The following is a 19990-nucleotide window of genomic DNA, read 5'->3' on the forward strand; positions in this document are numbered from 1 at the left end:
GGAATTTGTGTGCACATATGGGCGTTTGCCCGTATACAGGGAGGCGGAATGACAGAGACGACGAGCGGCCCGGCACGAGGCTCCCGCGCCAAGGGCAGCAAGGCGGGCAAGGGTCTGCGCATCGAGCGCATCCACACCACCCCCGGCGTGCATCCGTACGACGAGGTCGAGTGGGCGCGCCGTGACGTCGTCATGACCAACTGGCGCGACGGCTCGGTCAACTTCGAGCAGCGTGGCGTCGAGTTCCCCGACTTCTGGTCGGTGAACGCGGTCAACATCGTCACGAGCAAGTACTTCCGCGGCGCGGTGGGCTCCCCGGCCCGCGAGTCGAGCCTCAAGCAGCTCATCGACCGCGTGGTCAAGACCTACCGCAAGAGCGGCGAGGAGAACGGTTACTTCGCCTCCCCGGCCGACGCCGAGATCTTCGAGCACGAGCTGGCCTACGCCCTGCTCCACCAGATCTTCAGCTTCAACTCCCCGGTGTGGTTCAACGTCGGCACCCAGCAGCCGCAGCAGGTCAGCGCCTGCTTCATCCTCTCCGTGGACGACTCCATGGAGTCGATCCTGGACTGGTACAAGGAAGAGGGGATGATCTTCAAGGGCGGCTCCGGCGCCGGCCTGAACCTCTCCCGCATCCGCTCCTCCAAGGAGCTGCTCTCCTCCGGTGGCAACGCCTCCGGCCCGGTCTCCTTCATGCGCGGCGCGGACGCCTCCGCCGGCACGATCAAGTCCGGCGGCGCCACCCGCCGCGCGGCCAAGATGGTCGTCCTCGACGTCGACCACCCCGACGTCGAGGCGTTCATCGAGACCAAGGTCAAGGAAGAGGAGAAGATCCGCGCGCTGCGCGACGCGGGCTTCGACATGGACCTGGGCGGGGACGACATCACCTCCGTCCAGTACCAGAACGCCAACAACTCGGTCCGCGTGAACGACGAGTTCATGAAGGCCGTCGAGACCGGCGCGAAGTTCGGCCTGCGCGGCCGGATGACCGGTGAGGTCATCGAGGAGGTCGACGCCAAGGGCCTGTTCCGCAAGATGGCCGAGGCCGCCTGGGCCTGCGCCGACCCCGGCATCCAGTACGACGACACCATCAACCACTGGCACACCTCGCCGGAGTCGGGCCGGATCACCGCGTCCAACCCGTGCAGCGAGTACATGCACCTGGACAACTCCTCGTGCAACCTCGCCTCGCTCAACCTCCTGAAGTTCCTCCGCGACGACGACCAGGGCAACCAGTCCTTCGACGCCGCGCGGTTCGCCAAGGTCGTCGAGCTGGTCATCACGGCCATGGACATCTCGATCTGCTTCGCGGACTTCCCGACCCAGAAGATCGGCGAGACCACCCGCGCCTTCCGCCAGCTGGGCATCGGCTACGCCAACCTCGGCGCCCTGCTGATGGCCACCGGCCACGCCTACGACTCCGACGGCGGCCGCGCGCTGGCCGGTGCCATCACCTCGCTGATGACCGGCACCTCCTACAAGCGCTCCGCCGAACTGGCCGCGATCGTCGGTCCGTACGACGGCTACGCCCGTAACGCCGACGCCCACAAGCGCGTCATGAAGCAGCACGCCGACGCCAACGCCGAGGCCAAGCGGATGGACGACCTGGACACCCCGGTCTGGGCCGCGGCCACCGAGGCATGGCAGGACGTGCTGCGCCTCGGCGAGAAGAACGGCTTCCGCAACGCCCAGGCGTCGGTGCTGGCCCCGACCGGCACCATCGGCCTGATGATGGACTGCGACACCACCGGTGTCGAGCCGGACCTGGCGCTGGTCAAGTTCAAGAAGCTGGTCGGCGGCGGCTCCATGCAGATCGTGAACAACACGGTCCCCAAGGCGCTCAAGCGGCTCGGCTACCAGCCCGAGCAGGTCGAGGCGATCGTCGCCCACATCGCCGACCACGGCAACGTGATCGACGCCCCCGGCCTGAAGCCGGAGCACTACGAGGTCTTCGACTGCGCCATGGGCGAGCGCTCCATCTCCCCGATGGGCCACGTCCGGATGATGGCCGCCGCGCAGCCGTTCCTCTCCGGCGCCATCTCCAAGACGGTCAACGTCCCGGAGACGGCCACCGTCGAGGACATCGAGGACGTCTACTTCCAGGGCTGGAAGCTCGGCCTGAAGGCGCTGGCGATCTACCGCGACAACTGCAAGGTCGGCCAGCCGCTCTCCGCCAAGAAGAAGGAGGAGGAGAAGAAGGCCGAGACCGCGGAGCAGCCCGCGGAGAAGAAGGTCGTCGAGTACCGCCCGGTCCGCAAGCGTCTCCCGAAGGGGCGTCCCGGTATCACCACGTCCTTCACCGTCGGCGGCGCCGAGGGCTACATGACCGCCAACTCCTACCCGGACGACGGCCTGGGCGAGGTCTTCCTGAAGATGTCCAAGCAGGGTTCGACCCTCGCGGGCATGATGGACGCCTTCTCCATCGCGGTGTCGGTCGGCCTCCAGTACGGCGTGCCGCTGGAGACCTACGTCTCGAAGTTCGTCAACATGCGCTTCGAGCCGGCCGGTATGACCGACGACCCGGACGTGCGGATGGCGCAGTCGATCGTCGACTACATCTTCCGCCGCCTGGCGCTGGACTTCCTGCCGTTCGAGACCCGCTCGGCCCTGGGCATCCACTCCGTCGAGGAGCGCCAGCGCCACCTGGAGACCGGCTCGTACGAGCTGCCCGAGGACGAGGTCGACGTGGAGGGCCTGGCCCAGTCCGCGCCGAAGGTGGAGACGCCGAAGGCCGCCGCCCCGGCCAAGGTGGTCGAGGAGGCCGCCGCCCCGGCGCCGAAGCAGGCGCACACCAACGCCGAACTGGTCGAGATGCAGCTGGGCATCAACGCGGACGCCCCGCTCTGCTTCTCCTGCGGCACCAAGATGCAGCGGGCCGGCAGCTGCTACCTCTGCGAGGGCTGCGGGTCGACCAGCGGCTGCAGCTGAGGTGAGGGCTCCTGGGGTGGCGCCTTCGGGTGCCGCCCCGGGGGTGGTGCCTTGGAGGGGCCGGCCCGGGGGTGATGCCCGCGGGGCGGTGCCTCCAGGGCGCCGCGGCCCGGTGGGCGTGAGTCGCCGGGCAGCGTGAGCTGAGAACATTCAGGGCGGTGCACCCGGGGAAACCCGGGGGCGCCGCCCTGATGCATTTCCCTGAGGCGTTCGGGGGGCCGGCGGCCGATGGCCTGGTTACCGGGGCCGGGCGGGGCGCGTCTGTGACAGGAACGAGGTGACGGTGCGGGTGAAGCCGCCCGGGTCGTCCAGCCACGGGTAGTGGCCGCCGCCCGGCTGCACGATCAGCTCGGCACCCGGCAGCAGCGCGGCGATCTCCGCGGCGACCCGGGGCAGCGGGCCGCTGTCCAGTTCGCCGGCGAGCAGCAGCACCGGCGCGGCCGACCCGGCGAGCGCGGCGCGCGCCGAGGCCGGGGTGAACGCCCCGGACGACGCGTACCGCTCCGCGGCCTCCTCGTTGGTCTGCGGCACCTCGGCCGCTGCGTGCGCCGCGGCCGCCGCGTCCCAACGGCCGTAGAAGAACGGGGCGATGGCGTCCCAGTCGGCGTCCGTGGCGGTCCCGGCCCAGACCGCCTCGTAGGGGCGGTACGCGGCCGGGTACCAGGGTTCGCCGGACCGCAGGGCGGCGGCCTCCCGGCGGTGTGCGACGGTGAAATCGACACCCAGGGCGCGGGCCCGGGCCGTGACCAGGGTGAGGCTGCGCACCCGGTGCGGAAAGCGGGCCGCGTAGAGCAGGGCGAGATCGCCGCCCGCCGAGTGCGCGAGAATGTCGATATTTTCGCAACCGAGGTGCGCGCGGAGCGCCTCGACGTCAGTCACCTGCCGGTCGCAGCGGTACGTCGTCGGATCGGCCGGAATGCCGGATTCGCCGGTGCCGCGCAGGTCCAGCCGGATCAATTGCCGGTGCTCCGCCAGGCCGCCCAGATCGCCGAGGTAGGCCGAGGCACGCATCGGGCCGCCGGGGATGCAGAGCAGCGGTTCGCCTTTCCCGAGGAGGTGATAGGCGAGCGCGGTCCCATCGGGCGCGGTGAGAACAGGCATGGCGGTAATCCTTGAGGCGTGTGACGCATAGGGCAAGAGTTTTTCAGTGGGGCGGGAGGGCGGCGGGATGCGGGATTGGCTAACTGGGGGAATGCGCAGGGTGGTTGGTAATTCCGGGTCGGCCGGGGGAGGGCCGGCCGCCAGGGGGATGGCGTGATCCGTTGGCCGAGAGGTGGGGGATTTCGCTTCCCGGATCGGTTTTTCGGGAGAGGGGCGGGCGGCGTACGCCAGGTGTCTCAGTGGGGTGGGCTTGAGGAGGTGCGGCCGGGTGTGCCGGGTGCGTCGCATGGACTGGATGCGTCGCGCGGGGCGGGTGGGCCGGACGGGTCGGCTGTGCTGGATTCGTGCGGTCCGGCCTCGGATGCGTCGACCGGGGGCCGCCGGCTCGGGACCCGTAGGAGCGCAGCGTGCAGCAGGGCGGCCGCGATCTGGAGGGCGGCGATGCCCAGGAGCAGCGTGGTCGGCGGTAGCGCGGCGGCCAGTCCTGTGAGGCCCGCCCCGCAGGCCGCCGCGGTGATCTTCAGGCCGGCGCCCAGCGTGAAGACCTGGGTCCGTACGGCCGCCGGGGCGTGCTCGGCCCTGATCCGCAGCGTTGCGGTCAGCAGCGGACCGTCGCAGAGCCCGGCGACGACGAACAGCGCCACCACGACCGCCGGGGCGGGAACCAACGCGGCGGCGCCCAGTGCCATCCCGGTGCCCAACAGGGCGGCGGTCGCCACCGGTTGGGCGGACAGGCGCGGCGGCCAACGGGCCACGACCAGTGACCCGACCAGCGCCCCGGCGGCGAACGCGGTCAGCAGAGCGCTGCCGCTCCCCGCGCTGCCCCGGTGCGCGGCGAGCAGTACCGCGGTGGTGGTCAGCCCACCGATCCCGAGGAACGCGAGGCAGGTGGCCGCGGTGATGGCCCGCAGCTCGCGGACGCGCACCAGCGCGGCCGGACCCGCCGCCGGGCCGGTACGCGGCACCTCCGGCGTGCGCGCGGTGCCGTCCGTACGGGCGCCGGGGCGAGGATGGTCGCGGAAGAGGCCGGGGGTCAGTACCGCGGCCACCGCGGCCACCCCGGCGAGCAGCGCCATCGCCGGGCCCGGCGACCAGAACCCGGCGAGCGTGCCGACGGCCGCCGGACCGGCCACCGAGGCGGCGTTGTAGGTCGCGGCGTCCAGCGCGTACGCGCGGTCGCGCGCCGGGCCCGCCGGGACCAGCGCCGCGACCAGCCCCGACAGGCCGCCCGAGACCACCGGTCCGCAACTCCCGCCGATCAGGGCCACGGCCAGCGTCACCGGGGCGGGTGCGCGTCCGGTGAGTACCGCGAGGGCCGCGATGGCGGCGGCGAAACCGCCGAGGGCGGCGAGGTGGAAGAGCTGCGGCCGCCGGGTCCGGCCGGCCGCCGCCCCCACCAGGGGAGCGGCCAGTACGTGCGGCGCCATCCAGGCCGTGAGGACGAACGCGCCCTGGGCCGCGCTGCCGGTCCGCGCGAGCGCGAGCAGTACCGCGGCCACCGCCATGCCCTCCTCGGCCACCCGGGCGAGCAGCGCAACGGCCAGATAGCGCGGTAATCCAGCGGAAGCGGAACCACGGACGCCGTACATACCGGTCTCCTCCGTCAGGTGCCGCCGCCAGGACCTTGCCCCGAGCGGCCCGCACCTCTTCGTAACGGCTTATTTCACCTAGACGTTACAGTGGAATGCGGGCGTCGGGCAGCGGGTGGGCGAAGGCCGGCCGGTGTGAAGGTGAGGAAGGTCCTGCGCGCGCCCGTGTGCGGTCCGCCCTCCGTCAGCAGACGCCCGGAGGTGGCACCCTGGGCCGGACGCCCGTTTGTGGCAGGGCCGGTCGTCGAGGGGCTGTCCGTCGGCGGCGGGTGCGGCAGCAGTGGGGAGGCGATGCGCATGGGGTCCACCGGGCACGGCGTCCGCGGCGGGGCGGGCGGGGGCGGCGGGATCGGCGGCGGCGAGTGGGCGCGGGCCGGTTTCCGGCCCGCCGAGCGGCTGATCGACCTCGCCAACGCCGTCCGGGCGGCACCGGACCTGTCCCGCGCCGCCCTCGCCGAACTCCTCGCCCGCCACGGCGAGAGCCCCGCCGACCTCACCGAGCGGGCCTTCACGGAACGGGACGCCGACGCGCTGCGCGGCGCCGCCGCCCGGATCACCGCCGTCCTCACCGAGACCGACACCGACCGGGCCGCCCACGCCCTCAACGACCTCCTGGCCGCCTGCGGCGCCCGGCCGCGGCTCTCCCGGCACGGCGGGCACCCCTGGCACCTGCACGTCGACCGGGGGGACGAGGCGAGCTGGGCCGACTGGTTCCTGGCCTCCAGCGCGCTGGCGCTCGCCCAGATCCTGACCGAGTACGGCCGTGTCCCCTGGGGCGAGTGCGCGGCGGCCGGCTGCACCGTGCTCTATCTGGGTACCGGCCCGGGGAGCGCCCGCCGCTACTGCTCGTCGGCCTGCGCCACCCGTGAACGGGTCGCCGCCCACCGCCGCCGCAAGAAGGCGGGCGGGTGAGGGGGCCGTCGGCGGCCGGTGCGGCTGCCCTTGTCCGCGGCCGCCCCGATCTGCCGTGGGTGACGTGCCGCCGCCGACACCCCGTCGGACGGCAGGGCTGCCGGTGGCGGGTAGGAAGGGGGAGGTGCGGGAGGGGAAGCGGCATGCCGCCGCTTCCCCTCCCACGTTCCCGCTCCACGTCCGAGAACTGTCGGGCGCGTCCCCGTCAGGCCGGCTTCAGCTGCCCATCACCTGGGTGAACGTGTCCGGGTCGGCGTCGAACCCGCGCAGTACGGGCGTGAACCGCCATTCCCCCGACGCGTCCCGGGCGAACTCGGCGACCGTCGCCGCGGTGGCGTCCGCGGCGCCCGCGAAGTCGTGCCGCGCCAGCCGGGTGTAGCCCTCGCGCACCTCGACCAGCGTGTTCGCCACCTCGCCGAACACCCGGCGGCCGTGCTCCTGCTGGATGACCACGCCCACCACGACGCGGGAGTACCGCTCGGAGAGCCGGTCCAGTTCCAGCGTCATGACCTCGTCGTCGCCGAAGCCCTGGCCGGTCCGGCTGTCCCGGTTGAGGGTGATGGTGCCGTCGGGCGACCGGCTGTCGAAGTGCACCAGGTAGGCCGGTGCGCCGTGCGGGGCGTCCGCCGGGTACGTCGCCGCGATGATGTCCAGGTCGATGTCCGGCTCACCGATGGGGCTGGGGTCCCATCCGAGCGCCACCACGACCTTGTCGATCCCCTTGTTGAGCGTGCTCACCGGGCATCCCCTTCCGTCAGCTCCCGTGGCCCAGCCGGTCCGCGCCTCGGCGGACAACTCCCCGGGACTTCCCCATGTTTGCTCATCGTGCCACGTGACGACGGTCACCGGACCGGTAAGGGCGCACCGCGGCACCGGTGTTCCCGGCTCCAGGGCAATGACTCGCGGGCGTCCGCGCAATGCCCCTCCGGGGCTCGGTGCAATGTGGCGCAAAGGGCCGGTGCAATGCGGTGCATTGGCTCGACGGGGGAGCGCACGGTGCTCTCGGTCGGCAGGTCCCACGTGGCGTCGTGAGCCGGGTGGTTCACTCCGCCCGGTCGCCCCACAAGCGGGTGAGGTGGCCGTCCAGCACGCGCAGCGCCTCGGCGGGGGAGAGGTGCCCGATCAGGACATGGGTGGTGAGTCCGTCGGCGAGGGCGAGGAGGGTGCGGGCGGCGGTTTCCGGGTCGGCGGCCGCGGTGGCTTCACCGATCAACCGCGCGAACAGTGCCTGGAGTTCGGCGTAGCTGGCCCGCAGGATGCCGGCCAGCGGCGGGCTGACCGCGGCCTGCGCGACGAAGGCCAGCCATACCCGCGCCTCGGCGCGCCGTTCTTCTTGGAGCAGGGCGATCTCGGTCGCCGCATGCCCCAGTGCCGTACCGGCCGACTGCGCGGGTGAGGCGACCAGCCGGGCCGTCACCCGCGCGGTGATGCGTTCACCGACATGGGTGAGCGCGAAGACCAGCATCTCCTCCTTGGTGCGGAAGCAGCGCTGGACCGCCCCCATGGACACCTCCGCCCGGGCCGCCACGTCCCGGAGCGTCACCCCCTCCAGGCCGCTCTCGTCGGCCAGTTGGCACACGGCCTCGGCGATCCGGCGCCGCCGGCCTTCGTGGTCCACCTGTCTGGGCATGCTCCGTACCCGCCTTATTCGATGCGTGCGTATCGAAACAAGGTTACGATCGGATCGTTCCGATGCAGGCGTATCGGAACGTCGGAGGGCGTTGCCGCGCGCTCCGGCGAGGCGGCCGCTGACCCCTGCGGCGACGCGACGACGACGAACGGTGAGGTCTTACGGACATGTCCGACGAGCTGTGGAAGAAGCCTGCTCGCACCCAGGCGGCGGCAGTACGGGCCGGGGAGGTGACCGCGGCCCGACTGGTGGAGGAGCACCTGGCCCGGATCGCCGAGGTCAACCCGGTGATCAACGCGGTCACCCAGCTGCTCGCCGACCGCGCGCGGGCCGCCGCGGCGGAGACCGACCGCCGGCGTGCCGCGGGTGCGGAGCTGGGCCCGCTGGCCGGTGTGCCGTTCACGGTGAAGGAGACCACCGCCATCGAGGGTGTGCCCACGACCTTCGGCGTGGAGCGGTTCCGGGACTTCGTGGCGCGCGCCGACGCGCCCCCGGTGGCCCGTTTGCGCGCGGCCGGCGCCATCCCCATCGGCCACAGCAACATGCCGACGATGGTCCTCGCCGGTGTGCACACCCGCAGCGTGCTCTACGGGGACACCGTCAACCCGTGGGACCCGGAAGTCACCCCCGGCGGCAGCAGCGGCGGCGACGGTGCCGCCGTGGCCACCGGGATGGCACCGCTCGGACTCGGCAACGACTCCGGCGGCTCGGTCCGCATCCCGGCGTCGTTCTGCGGCGTCACGGGCCTGAAGCCGACCTACGGCCGGTTCGCCGCCGACCACCGCATCGGGCCCGACGATCCGTCCTACGCCGCCCAGGTCCTCGTCACCGACGGCCCGCTGGCCCGTACGGTCGACGACCTGCGGCTGGCCTACGAGGTGCTCGCCGGCGCCGACCCGCGGGACCCGCGGGCGGTGCCGGTTCCCCTCTACGGCGAGCCGCTGCCGCGCCCCGTCAAGGTGGCGGTGGTGGCGGACCCGGGCGGGCGCGGCGTCCACCCCGCGGTGCGCGCCGCCGTCGAACGCGCCGCGGACGCGCTCCGGGACGCCGGCTACGAGGTGTGCGAGGGCCTGGACGTCCCCCGGCTGGACGACGCCCTGGAGGTCTACGTACGGCTGACCCGCAGCGAGTTCGCCACCACCTGGCCGGTGGTCAAGCCGCTGCTCGGCGAGGGCGGGCACCGCTACATCGAGCTGAGCATGGACGGCGCCGGCCCCGCGGAGTTGCCGGAGTACCTGCGGCTGACCGGCGCGCGGCTCGGTATCCAGCGCGACTGGGCGGCGTTCCTGGACGCGTATCCGCTGGTCCTGGGGCCCGTGTTCACCGAGCCGCCGTTCGCGCCGGACGACGAGGTGCGCACCGCGGAGAGCCACCGGCGGGTGCAGAACGCGATGCGGCTGTGCACCGCCACCAGCTTCGTGGGGGTACCCGCCGTGGCGGTGCCGGCAGGGGTGGTGAACGGGCTGCCGCACGGCGTGCAGCTGATCGGGCGCGCCTACCGCGAGGACCTGTGCCTGGCGGCCGCGGAGGAGGTCGAGCGGCGGCTGGGCGTCCTGACGCCCATCGATCCGCGGCCGTAAGGGAGTTCCGGGCGGCCGGTGACCGCCGGCCGGGCGTCGCGGCCGCCGCCGGGCCGTACCATGGCGCGGTGCTGGTCAAGTGGATTCGCCTCACCGTCGTGGACCGCCGAGGGTTCGAACGGGGGCAGCGGAAGTGGGCCGGGCTCCTGGGCGAGCCCGGCTTCCGCGGTCAGGCCGGGGGGTGGAGCCGGTCCCGCCCCGGGGTGGCGCACCTGGTCGGCTTCTGGGAGAGCCGGGCGTTCTACGACTCCTTCATGGCGCGCTCCCACGACCGGCTGGCGGCCGCCCAGAACGGCACGTACAAGGACATACAGGTCCGGCTCTTCGAGCACGAATTCGATGTGAAGGTGGGATTCCGGCCGTCCTTCGGGGATGCGGACGTGCTGCGGCTGGCACACTGCCAGGTCCGCCCCGACCGGGTGGACCACTTCGTGCTCATGCAGGAGAAGGTCTGGAACCCGGCCATGGCCGGGTCGCCCGGCATGCTCCGGGGGATGGTCGGGCGCGCACCGGGCGAGGAGTTCCTGGTGCTGTCGATGTGGCAGTCGGCGGCCGAGCGCGGCAAGTACCGCCCGGAGCGGGTGGAGCGGCTGGCGCTGCGTGCCCAGATAGCCGCCGATGTCCGCGCGATCGCGGGCGATGTGGTGCAGCTCGAACCCTCCTGGACGGTGTGAGCGGCGCGGTCAGCCCGCCCGCTCCGGCGCGCCGGGCGCGGCGCCGGCCGGCTCGTCGGTCGTGAACACCCCCGCGCGGGCGGCGGCCAGCGCGGCGGCCGCCGCCTGGTCGGCGAGTGCGGCGTCCACCGGCTCCCGGGTGACGAAGAGCCGGAAGAACAGCGGCGCGGGGACGGCGCGGACCAGCGCCCCGGCGTCCACGGCTCCCCCGGGGGCGGCCAGTTCGCCCCGGTGGACGGCGCGCTCCACGATGGCTTCGCACCGCGCGAACCGCTCGGTGTAGTAGGCGCGCAGCGCCGTCGCGGCCCGCTCGGACTGGAAGCCGGCCGCGATCAGCGCAGACCCGGCGGAGGCCGTCGCCGAGTCGGTGAACGAGGTGACGATCTCGTGCGCGAGGGCGCGCAGATCGCCCTCCAGGGACCCGGTGTCGGGCGGCAGCCAGGTGTCCTCGCCCGCCAGGTCCAGGGCATCGGCCAGCAGGCCCTCGACGTCGCCCCACCGGCGGTAGAGCGTCGTCTTGTGGACCCCGGAGTGCTCGGCGACGTACTCGACGGTCAGGCCGGGATAGCCCAGTTCGGTGAGACCGGTCAGCACGGCGTCGCGAACGGCGGCCCGGGTGCGGGCCGTGCGTCCGCCCGGTCGGCGGCTGCCGGGGGAGGGGGGCGCCGGATCGCCGCTGCCGGCCCGCTTCTTCTCGTCCTCGCCAGACAATTGCTACTCCTGTTGCATTAGCGCTCGGGGTGTGCCATCCTCATCGTAACGCTACAGCAGTTGCGTTTGTCGCTCCGGCGCGCCGCCCGGCGCCCGTCTGACTCCACCCGGAGGCTCCCTTGCCCACGCAGATCGCGCTCCACGACGTCACCGTCACCCGCGGCGACCGCCCGCTCCTCGACACCGTCTCCCTGGCCGTACGCCCCGGCGAACGCATCGGGATCGTCGGCGAGAACGGCGCCGGCAAGTCCACCCTGCTACGTCTCGTCGCCGGTCTGGAACCACCCGACGAAGGCCGCGCCGTGCTCACCACCGACGGCGGCACCGGCTATCTCGGCCAGACCCCCGCCCTCCCACCGGACCGCACCGTCCAGCACGCCATCGACACCGCCCTCGCCGACCTCCGCCGGATCGAGCACCGGCTGCGCGACCTGGAAGCCGTCCTCGCCGACGCCACCCCGGCGCAGCTCGACGAGTACGGCGACCTGCTCACCCTCTTCGAACTCCGCGGCGGCTACGAGGCCGACGCCCGCGTCGACCGCGCCCTGCACGGCCTCGGCCTGGAGGACCTGGACCGCGGCCGGCTTCTCGGCAGCCTCTCCGGCGGCGAACAGGCCCGGCTCGGGCTCGCCTGCCTGATCGCCGCCGCGCCCGAGGTCATGTTCCTGGACGAACCGACCAACCACCTCGACGCCGCCGCCCTCGCCTGGCTGGAGGACGCCCTGCTCGCCCACCGCGGCACGGTCCTCGCGGTGTCCCACGACCGGCTCTTCCTCCAGCGCGTCGCCACCGCGATCGTCGAGGTCGACGCCGACCGCCGCACCCTCGTCCGCTACGGCGACGGGTACGGCACCTTCCTCGCCGCCAAGGCCGCCGCCCGACGCCGCTGGGAGCAGGAGTACGACCAGTGGTGCGACGAGATCGGCCGGCTCACCGCCTACGCCGCCGGCACCGCGCACGAGGTCGCCCAGGGCGGGGCCATGAAGGACAACAACAAAATGGCCTACGGCCGCGACAAGGGCCGCGTCCAGTCCTCCGTCTCCAGCCGCGTGCGCAACGCCCGGGAACGGCTCCGCCGCCTCCACGACCAGCCCGTCCCCCGGCCACCGGACCCGCTCCGCTTCCGTGCGGCCCCCGATGCCGGCGGCACCGACGGCATCCTCGTCCGCCTGGACGGCGTCCGGGTCGGCGACCGGCTCGCGGTGGAGGCGCTCACCGTCTCCGCCGGCGAGCGCCTCCTCGTCCACGGCGCCAACGGCGCGGGCAAGACCACCCTGCTGCGGGTCATGGCCGGCCTCACCGCACCCGACCACGGCACCGTCGCCCGCCGGGGGCGCATCGGCTTCCTCGCCCAGGAGATCCCGGTCAGCCGGCCCGCCGAGCCGCTGCTGGCCGCCTTCCGCCGCGGTCTGGCCGGCGATCCCGAGGAGCTGACCGCCCTGCTGCTGTCCTTCGGCCTGTTCCGGGAGCGCGACCTGCACGTCCCGGTCGGAGCGCTCTCGGCCGGCCAGCGCCGCCGGCTGGCGCTGGCCCGACTGCTCGCCCGCCCCGCCGACCTCCTGCTCCTCGACGAACCGACCAACCACCTGGCGCTCGCTCTCGTCGAGGAACTGGAAGAGGCACTGGCGGCCTGGCCCGGTGCGCTCGTCGTGGTCACCCACGACCGCCTGCTCCGCCGCCGCTTCGCCGGCGACCCGTACGAAATACGCGACGGCCGCCCGGTCCTCGCCGGCTGCTGACCCCGCCGCCGGCGGCAGCGCCGGTGCGGCCCGGCGCGCCCGCCCCGGCGGCCCGCCGGGCGCACGCGGCATGTACAGGGCAGGCGTTTTACGCTGGCGGCATGGCCCGGCCCCGACGCATCGTCCTGCTCCGCCACGGCGAGTCCGTGGGGAACGCCGACGACACCGTCTACGAGCGCGAGCCCGACCACGCCCTCGCACTGACGGAAACGGGGCAGCGCCAGGCCGCGGAAGCCGGCCGTCCGCTGCGCGCGATGTTCGGCGCCGAGCGGATCTCCGCCTACGTCTCGCCCTACCGCCGCACCCACCAGACCTTCCGCCTCCTCGGCCTGGACCCCGGCCGGGTCCGGGTCCGCGAGGAGCCGCGGCTGCGCGAACAGGACTGGGGCAACTGGCAGGACCGCGACGACGTACGGCGCCAGAAGGCGTACCGCGACGCCTACGGCCATTTCTTCTACCGCTTCGCGCAGGGCGAGTCCGGCGCCGACGTCTACGACCGGGTGGGCGCCTTCCTGGAGAGCCTCTGGCGCAGCTTCGAGGACCCCCACCACCCGCCCAACGTCCTGATCGTCACACACGGACTGACCATGCGACTGTTCTGCATGCGGTGGTTCCACTGGTCGGTCGCCGACTTCGAATCGCTGTCCAACCCGGGCAACGCCGAATGGCGCACCCTGCTCCTCGGCCCCGACGGCCGCTACCGCCTCGACCGTCCCTTCGAGCGCTGGTGTGAGCCCGAACCGTACGGGCCCACCGGTTAGAGTGCACAGCGATGACGACCCCTGACCCCCGTGACACGGAGCGCTGTGCGCGGGCTCTGGCGAGCCTGCGCGGCCTCTCCGTCGGCGATGCCCTCGGATCGCAGTTCTTCGTCCCCGCCCACTACCCGGCGCTCAAACGCCGCGAGCTGCCGCCCGCCCCCTGGCGCTGGACCGACGACACCGCCATGGCCTGCTCCGTCCTGGCCGTCCTCACCACCCACCACCGCATCGACCAGGACGCGCTGGCCCGCTCCTTCGCCGACCACCACGACCCCGGCCGCACCTACGGCCCGGTCGTCGACCGCCTCCTGCGCAGCCTCCGCGACGGCGGCGACTGGCGCGAGCTGTCCGCCGCGCTCTTCAACGGCCACGGCTCCTGGGGCAACGGCGCCGCCATGCGCATCGCCCCCCTCGGCGCCTGGTACGCCGACGACCCCGAGCAGGCCACCCACCAGGCGGAGATCTCGGCCTACCCCACCCACCAGCACCGCGAGGCCGTCGTCGGCGCCATGGCCGTGGCCGCCGCGGCCGCCCTGGTCGCCGACCCCGCCCGCGCCCTCGGCCCCGCGGACCTCCTCGACGGCGTCCTCGCACTGATCCCGCGCAGCGCCGTACAGGCCGGTCTCCGCCGGGCCCGGGACATGCTCGACTACGCCGACCCCGGCACCGTCGCCGCCGTCCTCGGCTGCGGCCGCCGCACCAGCGCCCACGACACCGTGCCCTTCACCCTCTGGGCGGCGGCGCGCCACCTCGGCGACTACGAGCAGGCGTTCTGGACCACCGCCCGGGCCGGCGGCGACGTCGACACCACCTGCGGCATCGTCGGCGGCATCCTCGCCGCGGCCCCCGGCGGCACCCCGCCCCGGGAATGGCTCGACCGCACCGAGCCGCTGCCCTCCTGGGCCCCCGCCCTCTGATCCGTCCGCCGGTCCGCGCGCACCGGCCCCTCACCGGCAACGCACCGCTCCCACCTGCGACTTCGCCGTCCGCGACGCGCCCTGCGCGCCCGGCGGCCCGGCCTTCCGGACCCGTTCCGGACCGCCGCAGCCGCCCCTCCGGCGGCCCCCGCGGGCCCCAGCTGCGGATCCGGTGCGGACGCCCGCGCCGAATAGGCGTAATCTGGCTGGCGCCATGCCGTACGAGCCTCCCACCCATACTGTCGAGCGATCACTGCGCGCCACCACGGGCGCCAAGATCGTCGCAGGGATCGACGAGGTCGGGCGCGGAGCCTGGGCCGGACCGGTCAGCGTCTGCGCAGCCATCACCGGACTGCGCCGGCCACCGGACGGACTCACCGATTCCAAGCTGCTGACCCCCAAGCGCCGCACCGAACTCTGCGCGGTGCTCGCCGGCTGGGTCACCTCGTACGCCCTGGGTCACGCCTCACCGGAGGAGATCGACACCCTGGGTATGACCGCGGCACTGCGGCTCGCCGCCGTCCGCGCCCTTCAGGCGCTGCCGGTCCGGCCGGACGCGGTCATCCTCGACGGCAAGCACGACTACCTGGGCGCGCCGTGGCGGGTCCGGACGGTCATCAAGGGCGACCAGTCCTGTATCGCGGTCGCCGCCGCGTCCGTGATCGCCAAAGTGCGGCGGGACGCCATGATGGCCGAACTCGGCCTGGAGTACGCCGACTTCGACTTCGCCGCCAATGCCGGCTACCCCTCGCCGACCCACCGCACCGCCCTGGAGGAGCACGGTCCCACGCCGTACCACCGGGTGTCGTGGTCCTACATGGACGCCCTGCCCCGGTGGCAGCACCTCAAGAAGGTGCGCGTCACCCCCGAAGCAGCCGCTCTGGAGGCCGGTGGCCAACTCGGCTTCGACTTCTGAGCGGAGCGGGCAGGAATTCGGTACCCCCTGTCATGTCCCGCACCTACGTTTGATAGACATCCCTTTATGCCTCTCATCCCCGAGGAGCCTCAGATTCACGAGAGTGTCCCGGGTCCCCGCGCAACTCCGGCCGCCGGCCGCATCGCGCCGACCCCCCGTCCCGTCCCTGGTCCCGGTCCCCGTCCCGCCCCGCCGCGAGGCGCACCGGCGTCCAGTGCCCGTCCGGGCAAGCCCGGACCCGCCGCCCCGTCGCGAGGGCCCGTCCCGGCCCCGCCGGCGCAGCGCACCGGCTCCGCGCAGCCTCCCGCCGCCAAGACCGACAGCGCCGCCGGGCCCCAGCTCCAGCTGATCCCGGCACCCGCCGACGGCGCCATCGACGCCGCCGACGAAGCCGTCGACCTGCTCCTGGACTCCGGCCGCGCGCCGGGCGAGGTCCTGGTGCTCACCACCGGCGAGAACCACCCGTGGGCCACCCACGAACTGTCCTTCGGCGAGGGCTCCTACTGGGCCCAGCACGACGCCGCGGACGACGTCTTCTACGCGGACGCCGGCGCCGAGCGCGCCACCGGGCGGCCCGTGGTGGTCGTCGCCCTCAACGGCGGCAATGACGAGGTCGCCGCGCGGGCACTGCCCGCCGCGATGGCCCGCGCCGGAGCGCTGCTGATCGTCTGCGGCGACCCGGACCGGATCAACGCCGCACTCGGCGCGAACGCCTGACCGGCACCGTCCGGCGCGGCCCGCCGGCCCTGTGGCCGGCCGGGCTCGTTCGCGTGCCCGGACACTCCTTGCCCGGCGTGCGGGCCGTCAGCGCGCCGCCGGGTGCCGGCGGGCCTCGGCCGCGCCGCCACCGGCGCGCCGGGGCGCTCCCCGGCCGCTGCGCACCTGCTCGGCCGGCGCCGCCGTCCGCGCCGGCGCGGCGTGCTGTGGGGCCGCCGGTCCCTGGCCGGACGGCCGCTCCTCCGCCACCCCGGGCCCTTCCGTCGCCCGCGGCTCCGGCCCGGGCGCGGCCACCGGGCCCGTAACGCCCTCCCGGCCGCCCGCGCCACCACCGGCCGGACCGCCCGGGCCGCGGCCGGCCTCCTTGTCCGGGCCGCCGCGCACAGCGGACCACGCCCCGTCCGCCCGATTCCGCGGCCTCCCGCCGGACGAGGCGCCCCGGGGCAGCCGGCCACCCCGCCCTTCGCCCAGCACCTGCCAGCGGTCCCCGGTCAGCACGATGAACGCCCCGCAGCGCAGCCCGTGCAGGGTGCAGGCGTCCCGCAGCCCCCACATCCACGCCCCGTCCGCCTCCGTCCAACGGTGCCCGCCCTCCCGGCAGGAGAGCAGCACCGCCGTCCGCACCGGGACCCGCAGCCGCAGATCGTGCGGGATGATCCGGCGCAGCTGGGCGAGCAGCGCGTTGCGGTACTCCCAGCCGTCCGGCGCGGCCGACGGCTCCCGGGACGACGCGCTGGCGACGACCCGCTCCTGAGGATCCAGCACCGCCACGATCACCGTTGCCGGAACCGGGAGATGACGGGCGTGCAGACCGGCGACGACCTCGCGGGGGTTGCGCAGCAGCGGGATGCCCGCCGACGCCCACTCCGCGGGCTCCAGCAGCCGCCCCGACCGAGCACCGGGACCCGCCGATTCGGGCGGCGGCTCCTGCGGGGGCCGGGCGAATCCGAAGGCCATCGTCCTCCCTTCGTCTGCGCGTCCGCGCTGCGGGCGGCGGCCGGGGGCGCCGGCTCGTCACCGCACGGTCCGGCCGGAGCGCGAACGGCCGGACACGGGGGAGCAGTTGCCATTCTCCCGCCTCGTACAGGCTTGCGGCAACGAGCAATTCCCCGCGTACGGCCGGAAACACGCGGTGCCCTAACCCTGCCCGCCGCAGCGGCCCCCGATACACGAGACCCCCCTCCCCTCGCTCCCCGGCCCCGGCCCCGGCCCCGGCTACCCCTGAACCGCGAGGACCAGCGGGAACACCCCGGCCGCCCCCGCTCTGCGCAGCAACCGGGCGGCCACTGCCAGCGTCCACCCGGTGTCGGCGTAGTCGTCCACCAGGAGCACCGGGCCGTCCAGCGATGCCAGCGCCCCGGCCAGCTCCGGCGGCAGCGCCAGTGCGCTGTGCAGGGCACGCAGCCGCTGTGCGCTGTTGCTCCGCGGCACCCGCGCCGCGGCGCCGTCGTCCGCCGTCGCCACCGTGCCCAGGAACGGCATCCGGCCCACCGCCGCGATCCGTTCGGCGAGCGACCGGATCAGCTGCGGGCGGCTGTGCGAACCGAGGCAGACCACGCCCACCGGGCGCGCCGGGGCGTCCGCCGCGCCCGAGGCCCAGCCCCCCGGCCCCTTGGCCCAGTCGGCCAGCACCGTCACCACCGCGGACGCCACATCGTCCGGCACCGGCCCGTCCGGTGCCTGCGGTGCGAGCATCGGCCGCAGGCGATTGCCCCAGCCGATGTCCGACAGCCGCCCCAACGCCCGGCCGGTGGCGGCCAGTTCGCCCGCCGGAATGCGGCCCTTCAGCTCTACGCCGACCGCCGGCAGACCCGTCGGCCACATCCGCCGCGGCTCCACCTCCACACCGGGACGGCCCAGCTCACCCCGGGCCGCGTCCAGCGACGCCGCGGACACCTCGGCGGTGAACCGCGGCCCGGCGCAGTTGTCGCACCGGCCGCACGGAGCCGCCGCCTCGTCGTCCAACTGCCGCCGCAGGAACTCCATCCGGCACCCGGACGCCGCGGCATATTCCCGCATCGCCTGCTGCTCGGCCTCCCGCTGCCGGGCCACCCAGGCATAGCGCTCCGCGTCGTACGCCCACGGGCGGCCCGTCGCCGTCCAGCCGCCCTTGACGCGCCGGACGGCACCGTCCACATCGAGCACCTTGAGCATGGTCTCCAGACGCGAGCGGCGCAGTTCGACCTGCGGCTCCAACGCCGGCAGCGACACCGGCCGGTCCGCCGCCGCCAGGACGTCCAGCGTCCGCCTCACCTGCTCCTCCGGCGGGAACGCCAGCGACGCGAAGTACTTCCAGATCGCCTCGTCCTCCCGGCCGGGCAGCAGCAGCACCTCGGCATGCTCGACCCCGCGGCCGGCCCGGCCCACCTGCTGGTAGTACGCGATCGGGGACGACGGCGAGCCCAGGTGCACCACGAACCCCAGGTCGGGTTTGTCGAACCCCATCCCCAGGGCGGAGGTGGCCACCAGCGCCTTGACCCGATTGGCCAGCAGGTCGTCCTCCGCCTGCTGGCGGTCGGCGTTCTCGGTCTTGCCGGTGTACGAGGCGACCGTGTGCCCCCGCTGCCGCAGGAACGCGGTGACTTCCTCGGCGGCCGCGACGGTGAGGGTGTAGATGATGCCCGAGCCCGGCAGCTCGTCGAGATGGTCGGCGAGCCAGGCCAGCCGGTGCGCGGCGTCCGGCAGCGGCAGCACGCCCAGGCTCAGGCTCTCCCGGTCCAGCGGACCGCGCAGCACCAGCGCCTCGGACGAGCCCTCGCCCGTTCCCAGCTGCTCGGCGACGTCGGCGGTCACCCGGGCGTTCGCCGTGGCGGTCGTGGCCAGCACCGGAACTCCGGGCGGGAGATCCGCCAGCATCGTGCGCAGCCGCCGGTAGTCCGGCCGGAAGTCGTGGCCCCAGTCGGAGATGCAGTGGGCCTCGTCCACCACCAGCAGGCCGGTGGCCGCCGCCAGCTTGGGCAGCACCTGATCGCGGAAATCCGGGTTGTTGAGCCGCTCCGGGCTCACCAGCAGCACATCGACCTCGCCGGCCGCCACCTCGGCCTGGACGGTGTCCCACTCCTCGACGTTGGCGGAGTTGATCGTGCGCGCCCGGATGCCCGCCCGCGCGGCCGCCTCGACCTGGTTGCGCATCAGCGCGAGCAGCGGCGAGACGATCACCGTCGGCCCGCTGCCGCGCTCCCTCAGCAGCGCCGTCGCGACGAAGTAGACCGCCGACTTGCCCCAGCCGGTGCGCTGCACGACCAGGGCCCGGCGGCCCTCGGCGACCAGCGCCTCGATCGCCCGCCACTGGTCGGCACGCAGCGTGGCCGTCCCGCCGGGATCCCCGACGAGTCGGCTGAGGACGGCATCGGCCGCGGCACGCAGGTCTTCGTTGCTCATGCCTCCATGCAACCCGATGCCACTGACAACGCGCGAACCCGCCCCCGAACTGTGGAAAACCCCCTCACTCCGAAGTTATCCACAGGGGTCGCGGCGCTCCGCTCCGCCGCGAGATCTTCAAGCCATGAATCCGCACAGCGAACCGCAGAAGCCCGACACCGACGAGCCCACCAAGGACACCACAGACACCGCGGACGCCACAGACACCGCGGCCACCACAGAGATCAAGGACTCCACCGGGACCACCGGCAGCAACAGGACCAGGAAGAAGGAAGACACCAAGAGGAACGCCGACACCGGGACGGGCCGCGCCATCAAGCCGACCCACGACGCCGAGACGAAGGGCGGCCACGCGAGGAACGGCGACCACGAGGCGAGTGGCGACCGCCGGACCACCAGCCCCCCGCTCGGCCCGCCCGCCCCAACCCCCTCCT

Annotated in this window: 16 protein-coding genes and 1 pseudogene; 10 read left to right on the plus strand and 7 right to left on the minus strand. The window is 73.9% G+C overall.

The window, feature by feature from the left end; translation table 11 throughout:
* Nucleotides 1-48 precede the first annotated feature (48 nt).
* Complete coding sequence (locus MUU72_RS24125; protein ID WP_248015475.1) at nt 49-2928, plus strand: vitamin B12-dependent ribonucleotide reductase; 2880 nt, start codon at nt 49-51, stop codon at nt 2926-2928.
* Between the two features lie 237 nt (nt 2929-3165).
* Here the strand turns inward: MUU72_RS24125 and MUU72_RS24130 are convergent, their stop codons facing one another.
* Together MUU72_RS24130 and MUU72_RS24135 are read right to left on the minus strand one after the other, a co-directional pair.
* On the minus strand, nt 3166-4029 hold the full coding sequence (locus tag MUU72_RS24130) for an alpha/beta fold hydrolase (protein WP_248015476.1): 864 nt from the start codon (nt 4027-4029) through the stop codon (nt 3166-3168).
* 236 nt (nt 4030-4265) lie between these two features.
* On the minus strand, nt 4266-5618 hold the full coding sequence (locus MUU72_RS24135) for an MFS transporter (RefSeq protein ID WP_248015477.1): 1353 nt from the start codon (nt 5616-5618) through the stop codon (nt 4266-4268).
* A gap of 297 nt (nt 5619-5915) precedes the next feature.
* Between MUU72_RS24135 and MUU72_RS24140 the strand changes: the two genes are divergently transcribed.
* Entirely contained in the window at nt 5916-6530 is a 615-nt protein-coding gene (locus MUU72_RS24140; protein ID WP_248015478.1) for a CGNR zinc finger domain-containing protein, read from the plus strand.
* Nucleotides 6531-6746: 216 nt separating this feature from the next.
* Here MUU72_RS24140 and MUU72_RS24145 read toward each other — a convergent pair whose 3' ends face one another.
* Together MUU72_RS24145 and MUU72_RS24150 are read right to left on the minus strand one after the other, a co-directional pair.
* Nucleotides 6747-7268 carry a TerD family protein gene (locus MUU72_RS24145; protein ID WP_248015479.1) on the minus strand — a complete coding sequence of 174 codons (522 nt, stop codon included), beginning with the start codon at nt 7266-7268 and terminating at the stop codon, nt 6747-6749.
* A 304-nt stretch (nt 7269-7572) separates the two neighbouring features.
* Nucleotides 7573-8160 carry a TetR/AcrR family transcriptional regulator gene (locus MUU72_RS24150; protein WP_248015480.1) on the minus strand — a complete coding sequence of 196 codons (588 nt, stop codon included), beginning with the start codon at nt 8158-8160 and terminating at the stop codon, nt 7573-7575.
* 167 nt (nt 8161-8327) lie between these two features.
* On the opposite strand from MUU72_RS24150, the gene MUU72_RS24155 reads away from it, so the two are divergent.
* Nucleotides 8328-9740 carry an amidase gene (locus MUU72_RS24155; protein ID WP_248015481.1) on the plus strand — a complete coding sequence of 471 codons (1413 nt, stop codon included), beginning with the start codon at nt 8328-8330 and terminating at the stop codon, nt 9738-9740.
* A 68-nt stretch (nt 9741-9808) separates the two neighbouring features.
* Entirely contained in the window at nt 9809-10414 is a 606-nt protein-coding gene (locus MUU72_RS24160) for a YdbC family protein (protein ID WP_248015482.1), read from the plus strand.
* Nucleotides 10415-10423: 9 nt separating this feature from the next.
* On the opposite strand, the gene MUU72_RS24165 is transcribed toward MUU72_RS24160, so the two are convergent.
* Nucleotides 10424-11125, minus strand: a complete 702-nt coding sequence (locus tag MUU72_RS24165; RefSeq protein ID WP_248015483.1) for a TetR-like C-terminal domain-containing protein — start codon at nt 11123-11125, stop codon at nt 10424-10426.
* A gap of 119 nt (nt 11126-11244) precedes the next feature.
* Between MUU72_RS24165 and MUU72_RS24170 the strand changes: the two genes are divergently transcribed.
* The 5 genes from MUU72_RS24170 to MUU72_RS24190 all read left to right on the plus strand — a co-directional run bounded on the left by MUU72_RS24170 (nt 11245) and on the right by MUU72_RS24190 (nt 16175).
* On the plus strand, nt 11245-12864 hold the full coding sequence (locus MUU72_RS24170; RefSeq protein ID WP_248015484.1) for an ABC-F family ATP-binding cassette domain-containing protein: 1620 nt from the start codon (nt 11245-11247) through the stop codon (nt 12862-12864).
* 101 nt (nt 12865-12965) lie between these two features.
* Nucleotides 12966-13625 (plus strand): histidine phosphatase family protein, encoded by a 660-nt coding sequence (locus tag MUU72_RS24175; RefSeq protein WP_248015485.1) that lies wholly within the window; start codon nt 12966-12968, stop codon nt 13623-13625.
* An 11-nt stretch (nt 13626-13636) separates the two neighbouring features.
* Nucleotides 13637-14542 (plus strand): ADP-ribosylglycohydrolase family protein, encoded by a 906-nt coding sequence (locus MUU72_RS24180; RefSeq protein WP_248015486.1) that lies wholly within the window; start codon nt 13637-13639, stop codon nt 14540-14542.
* Between the two features lie 214 nt (nt 14543-14756).
* Entirely contained in the window at nt 14757-15458 is a 702-nt protein-coding gene (gene rnhB, locus MUU72_RS24185) for a ribonuclease HII (protein ID WP_248015487.1), read from the plus strand.
* Nucleotides 15459-15524: 66 nt separating this feature from the next.
* The gene (locus MUU72_RS24190) at nt 15525-16175 is read left to right on the plus strand and encodes a hypothetical protein (protein WP_248015488.1); all 651 of its coding nucleotides are present in this window, start codon (nt 15525-15527) and stop codon (nt 16173-16175) included.
* A 381-nt stretch (nt 16176-16556) separates the two neighbouring features.
* On the opposite strand, the pseudogene MUU72_RS24195 reads toward MUU72_RS24190, so the two are convergent.
* Both MUU72_RS24195 and MUU72_RS24200 read right to left on the minus strand, forming a co-directional pair.
* Nucleotides 16557-17132 (minus strand): annotated as a pseudogene (locus MUU72_RS24195) (hypothetical protein); the annotation flags it as partial.
* A 258-nt stretch (nt 17133-17390) separates the two neighbouring features.
* Entirely contained in the window at nt 17391-19556 is a 2166-nt protein-coding gene (locus tag MUU72_RS24200; protein ID WP_248015489.1) for a RecQ family ATP-dependent DNA helicase, read from the minus strand.
* A gap of 124 nt (nt 19557-19680) precedes the next feature.
* Here MUU72_RS24200 and MUU72_RS24205 point away from each other — a divergent pair.
* Nucleotides 19681-19990: hypothetical protein (locus tag MUU72_RS24205; protein ID WP_248015490.1), on the plus strand; the 310-nt coding region annotated here is incomplete at its 3' end.

It is taken from the genome of Streptomyces rhizoryzae (genome assembly GCF_023155275.1).
Lineage (GTDB): Bacteria > Actinomycetota > Actinomycetes > Streptomycetales > Streptomycetaceae > Streptomyces > Streptomyces rhizoryzae.

What these genes read in the sequence shown, in the direction of transcription:
- MUU72_RS24130 (WP_248015476.1), bottom strand. Translation starts at nt 4,029, where the DNA reads ATGCCTGTTCTCACCGCGCCCGATGGGACCGCGCTCGCCTATCACCTC.
- MUU72_RS24175 (WP_248015485.1), top strand. Translation starts at nt 12,966, where the DNA reads ATGGCCCGGCCCCGACGCATCGTCCTGCTCCGCCACGGCGAGTCCGTG.
- MUU72_RS24125 (WP_248015475.1), top strand. Translation starts at nt 49, where the DNA reads ATGACAGAGACGACGAGCGGCCCGGCACGAGGCTCCCGCGCCAAGGGC.
- rnhB (WP_248015487.1), top strand. Translation starts at nt 14,757, where the DNA reads ATGCCGTACGAGCCTCCCACCCATACTGTCGAGCGATCACTGCGCGCC.
- MUU72_RS24180 (WP_248015486.1), top strand. Translation starts at nt 13,637, where the DNA reads ATGACGACCCCTGACCCCCGTGACACGGAGCGCTGTGCGCGGGCTCTG.
- MUU72_RS24150 (WP_248015480.1), bottom strand. Translation starts at nt 8,160, where the DNA reads ATGCCCAGACAGGTGGACCACGAAGGCCGGCGGCGCCGGATCGCCGAG.
- MUU72_RS24155 (WP_248015481.1), top strand. Translation starts at nt 8,328, where the DNA reads ATGTCCGACGAGCTGTGGAAGAAGCCTGCTCGCACCCAGGCGGCGGCA.
- MUU72_RS24135 (WP_248015477.1), bottom strand. Translation starts at nt 5,618, where the DNA reads ATGTACGGCGTCCGTGGTTCCGCTTCCGCTGGATTACCGCGCTATCTG.
- MUU72_RS24140 (WP_248015478.1), top strand. Translation starts at nt 5,916, where the DNA reads ATGGGGTCCACCGGGCACGGCGTCCGCGGCGGGGCGGGCGGGGGCGGC.
- MUU72_RS24200 (WP_248015489.1), bottom strand. Translation starts at nt 19,556, where the DNA reads ATGAGCAACGAAGACCTGCGTGCCGCGGCCGATGCCGTCCTCAGCCGA.
- MUU72_RS24190 (WP_248015488.1), top strand. Translation starts at nt 15,525, where the DNA reads ATGCCTCTCATCCCCGAGGAGCCTCAGATTCACGAGAGTGTCCCGGGT.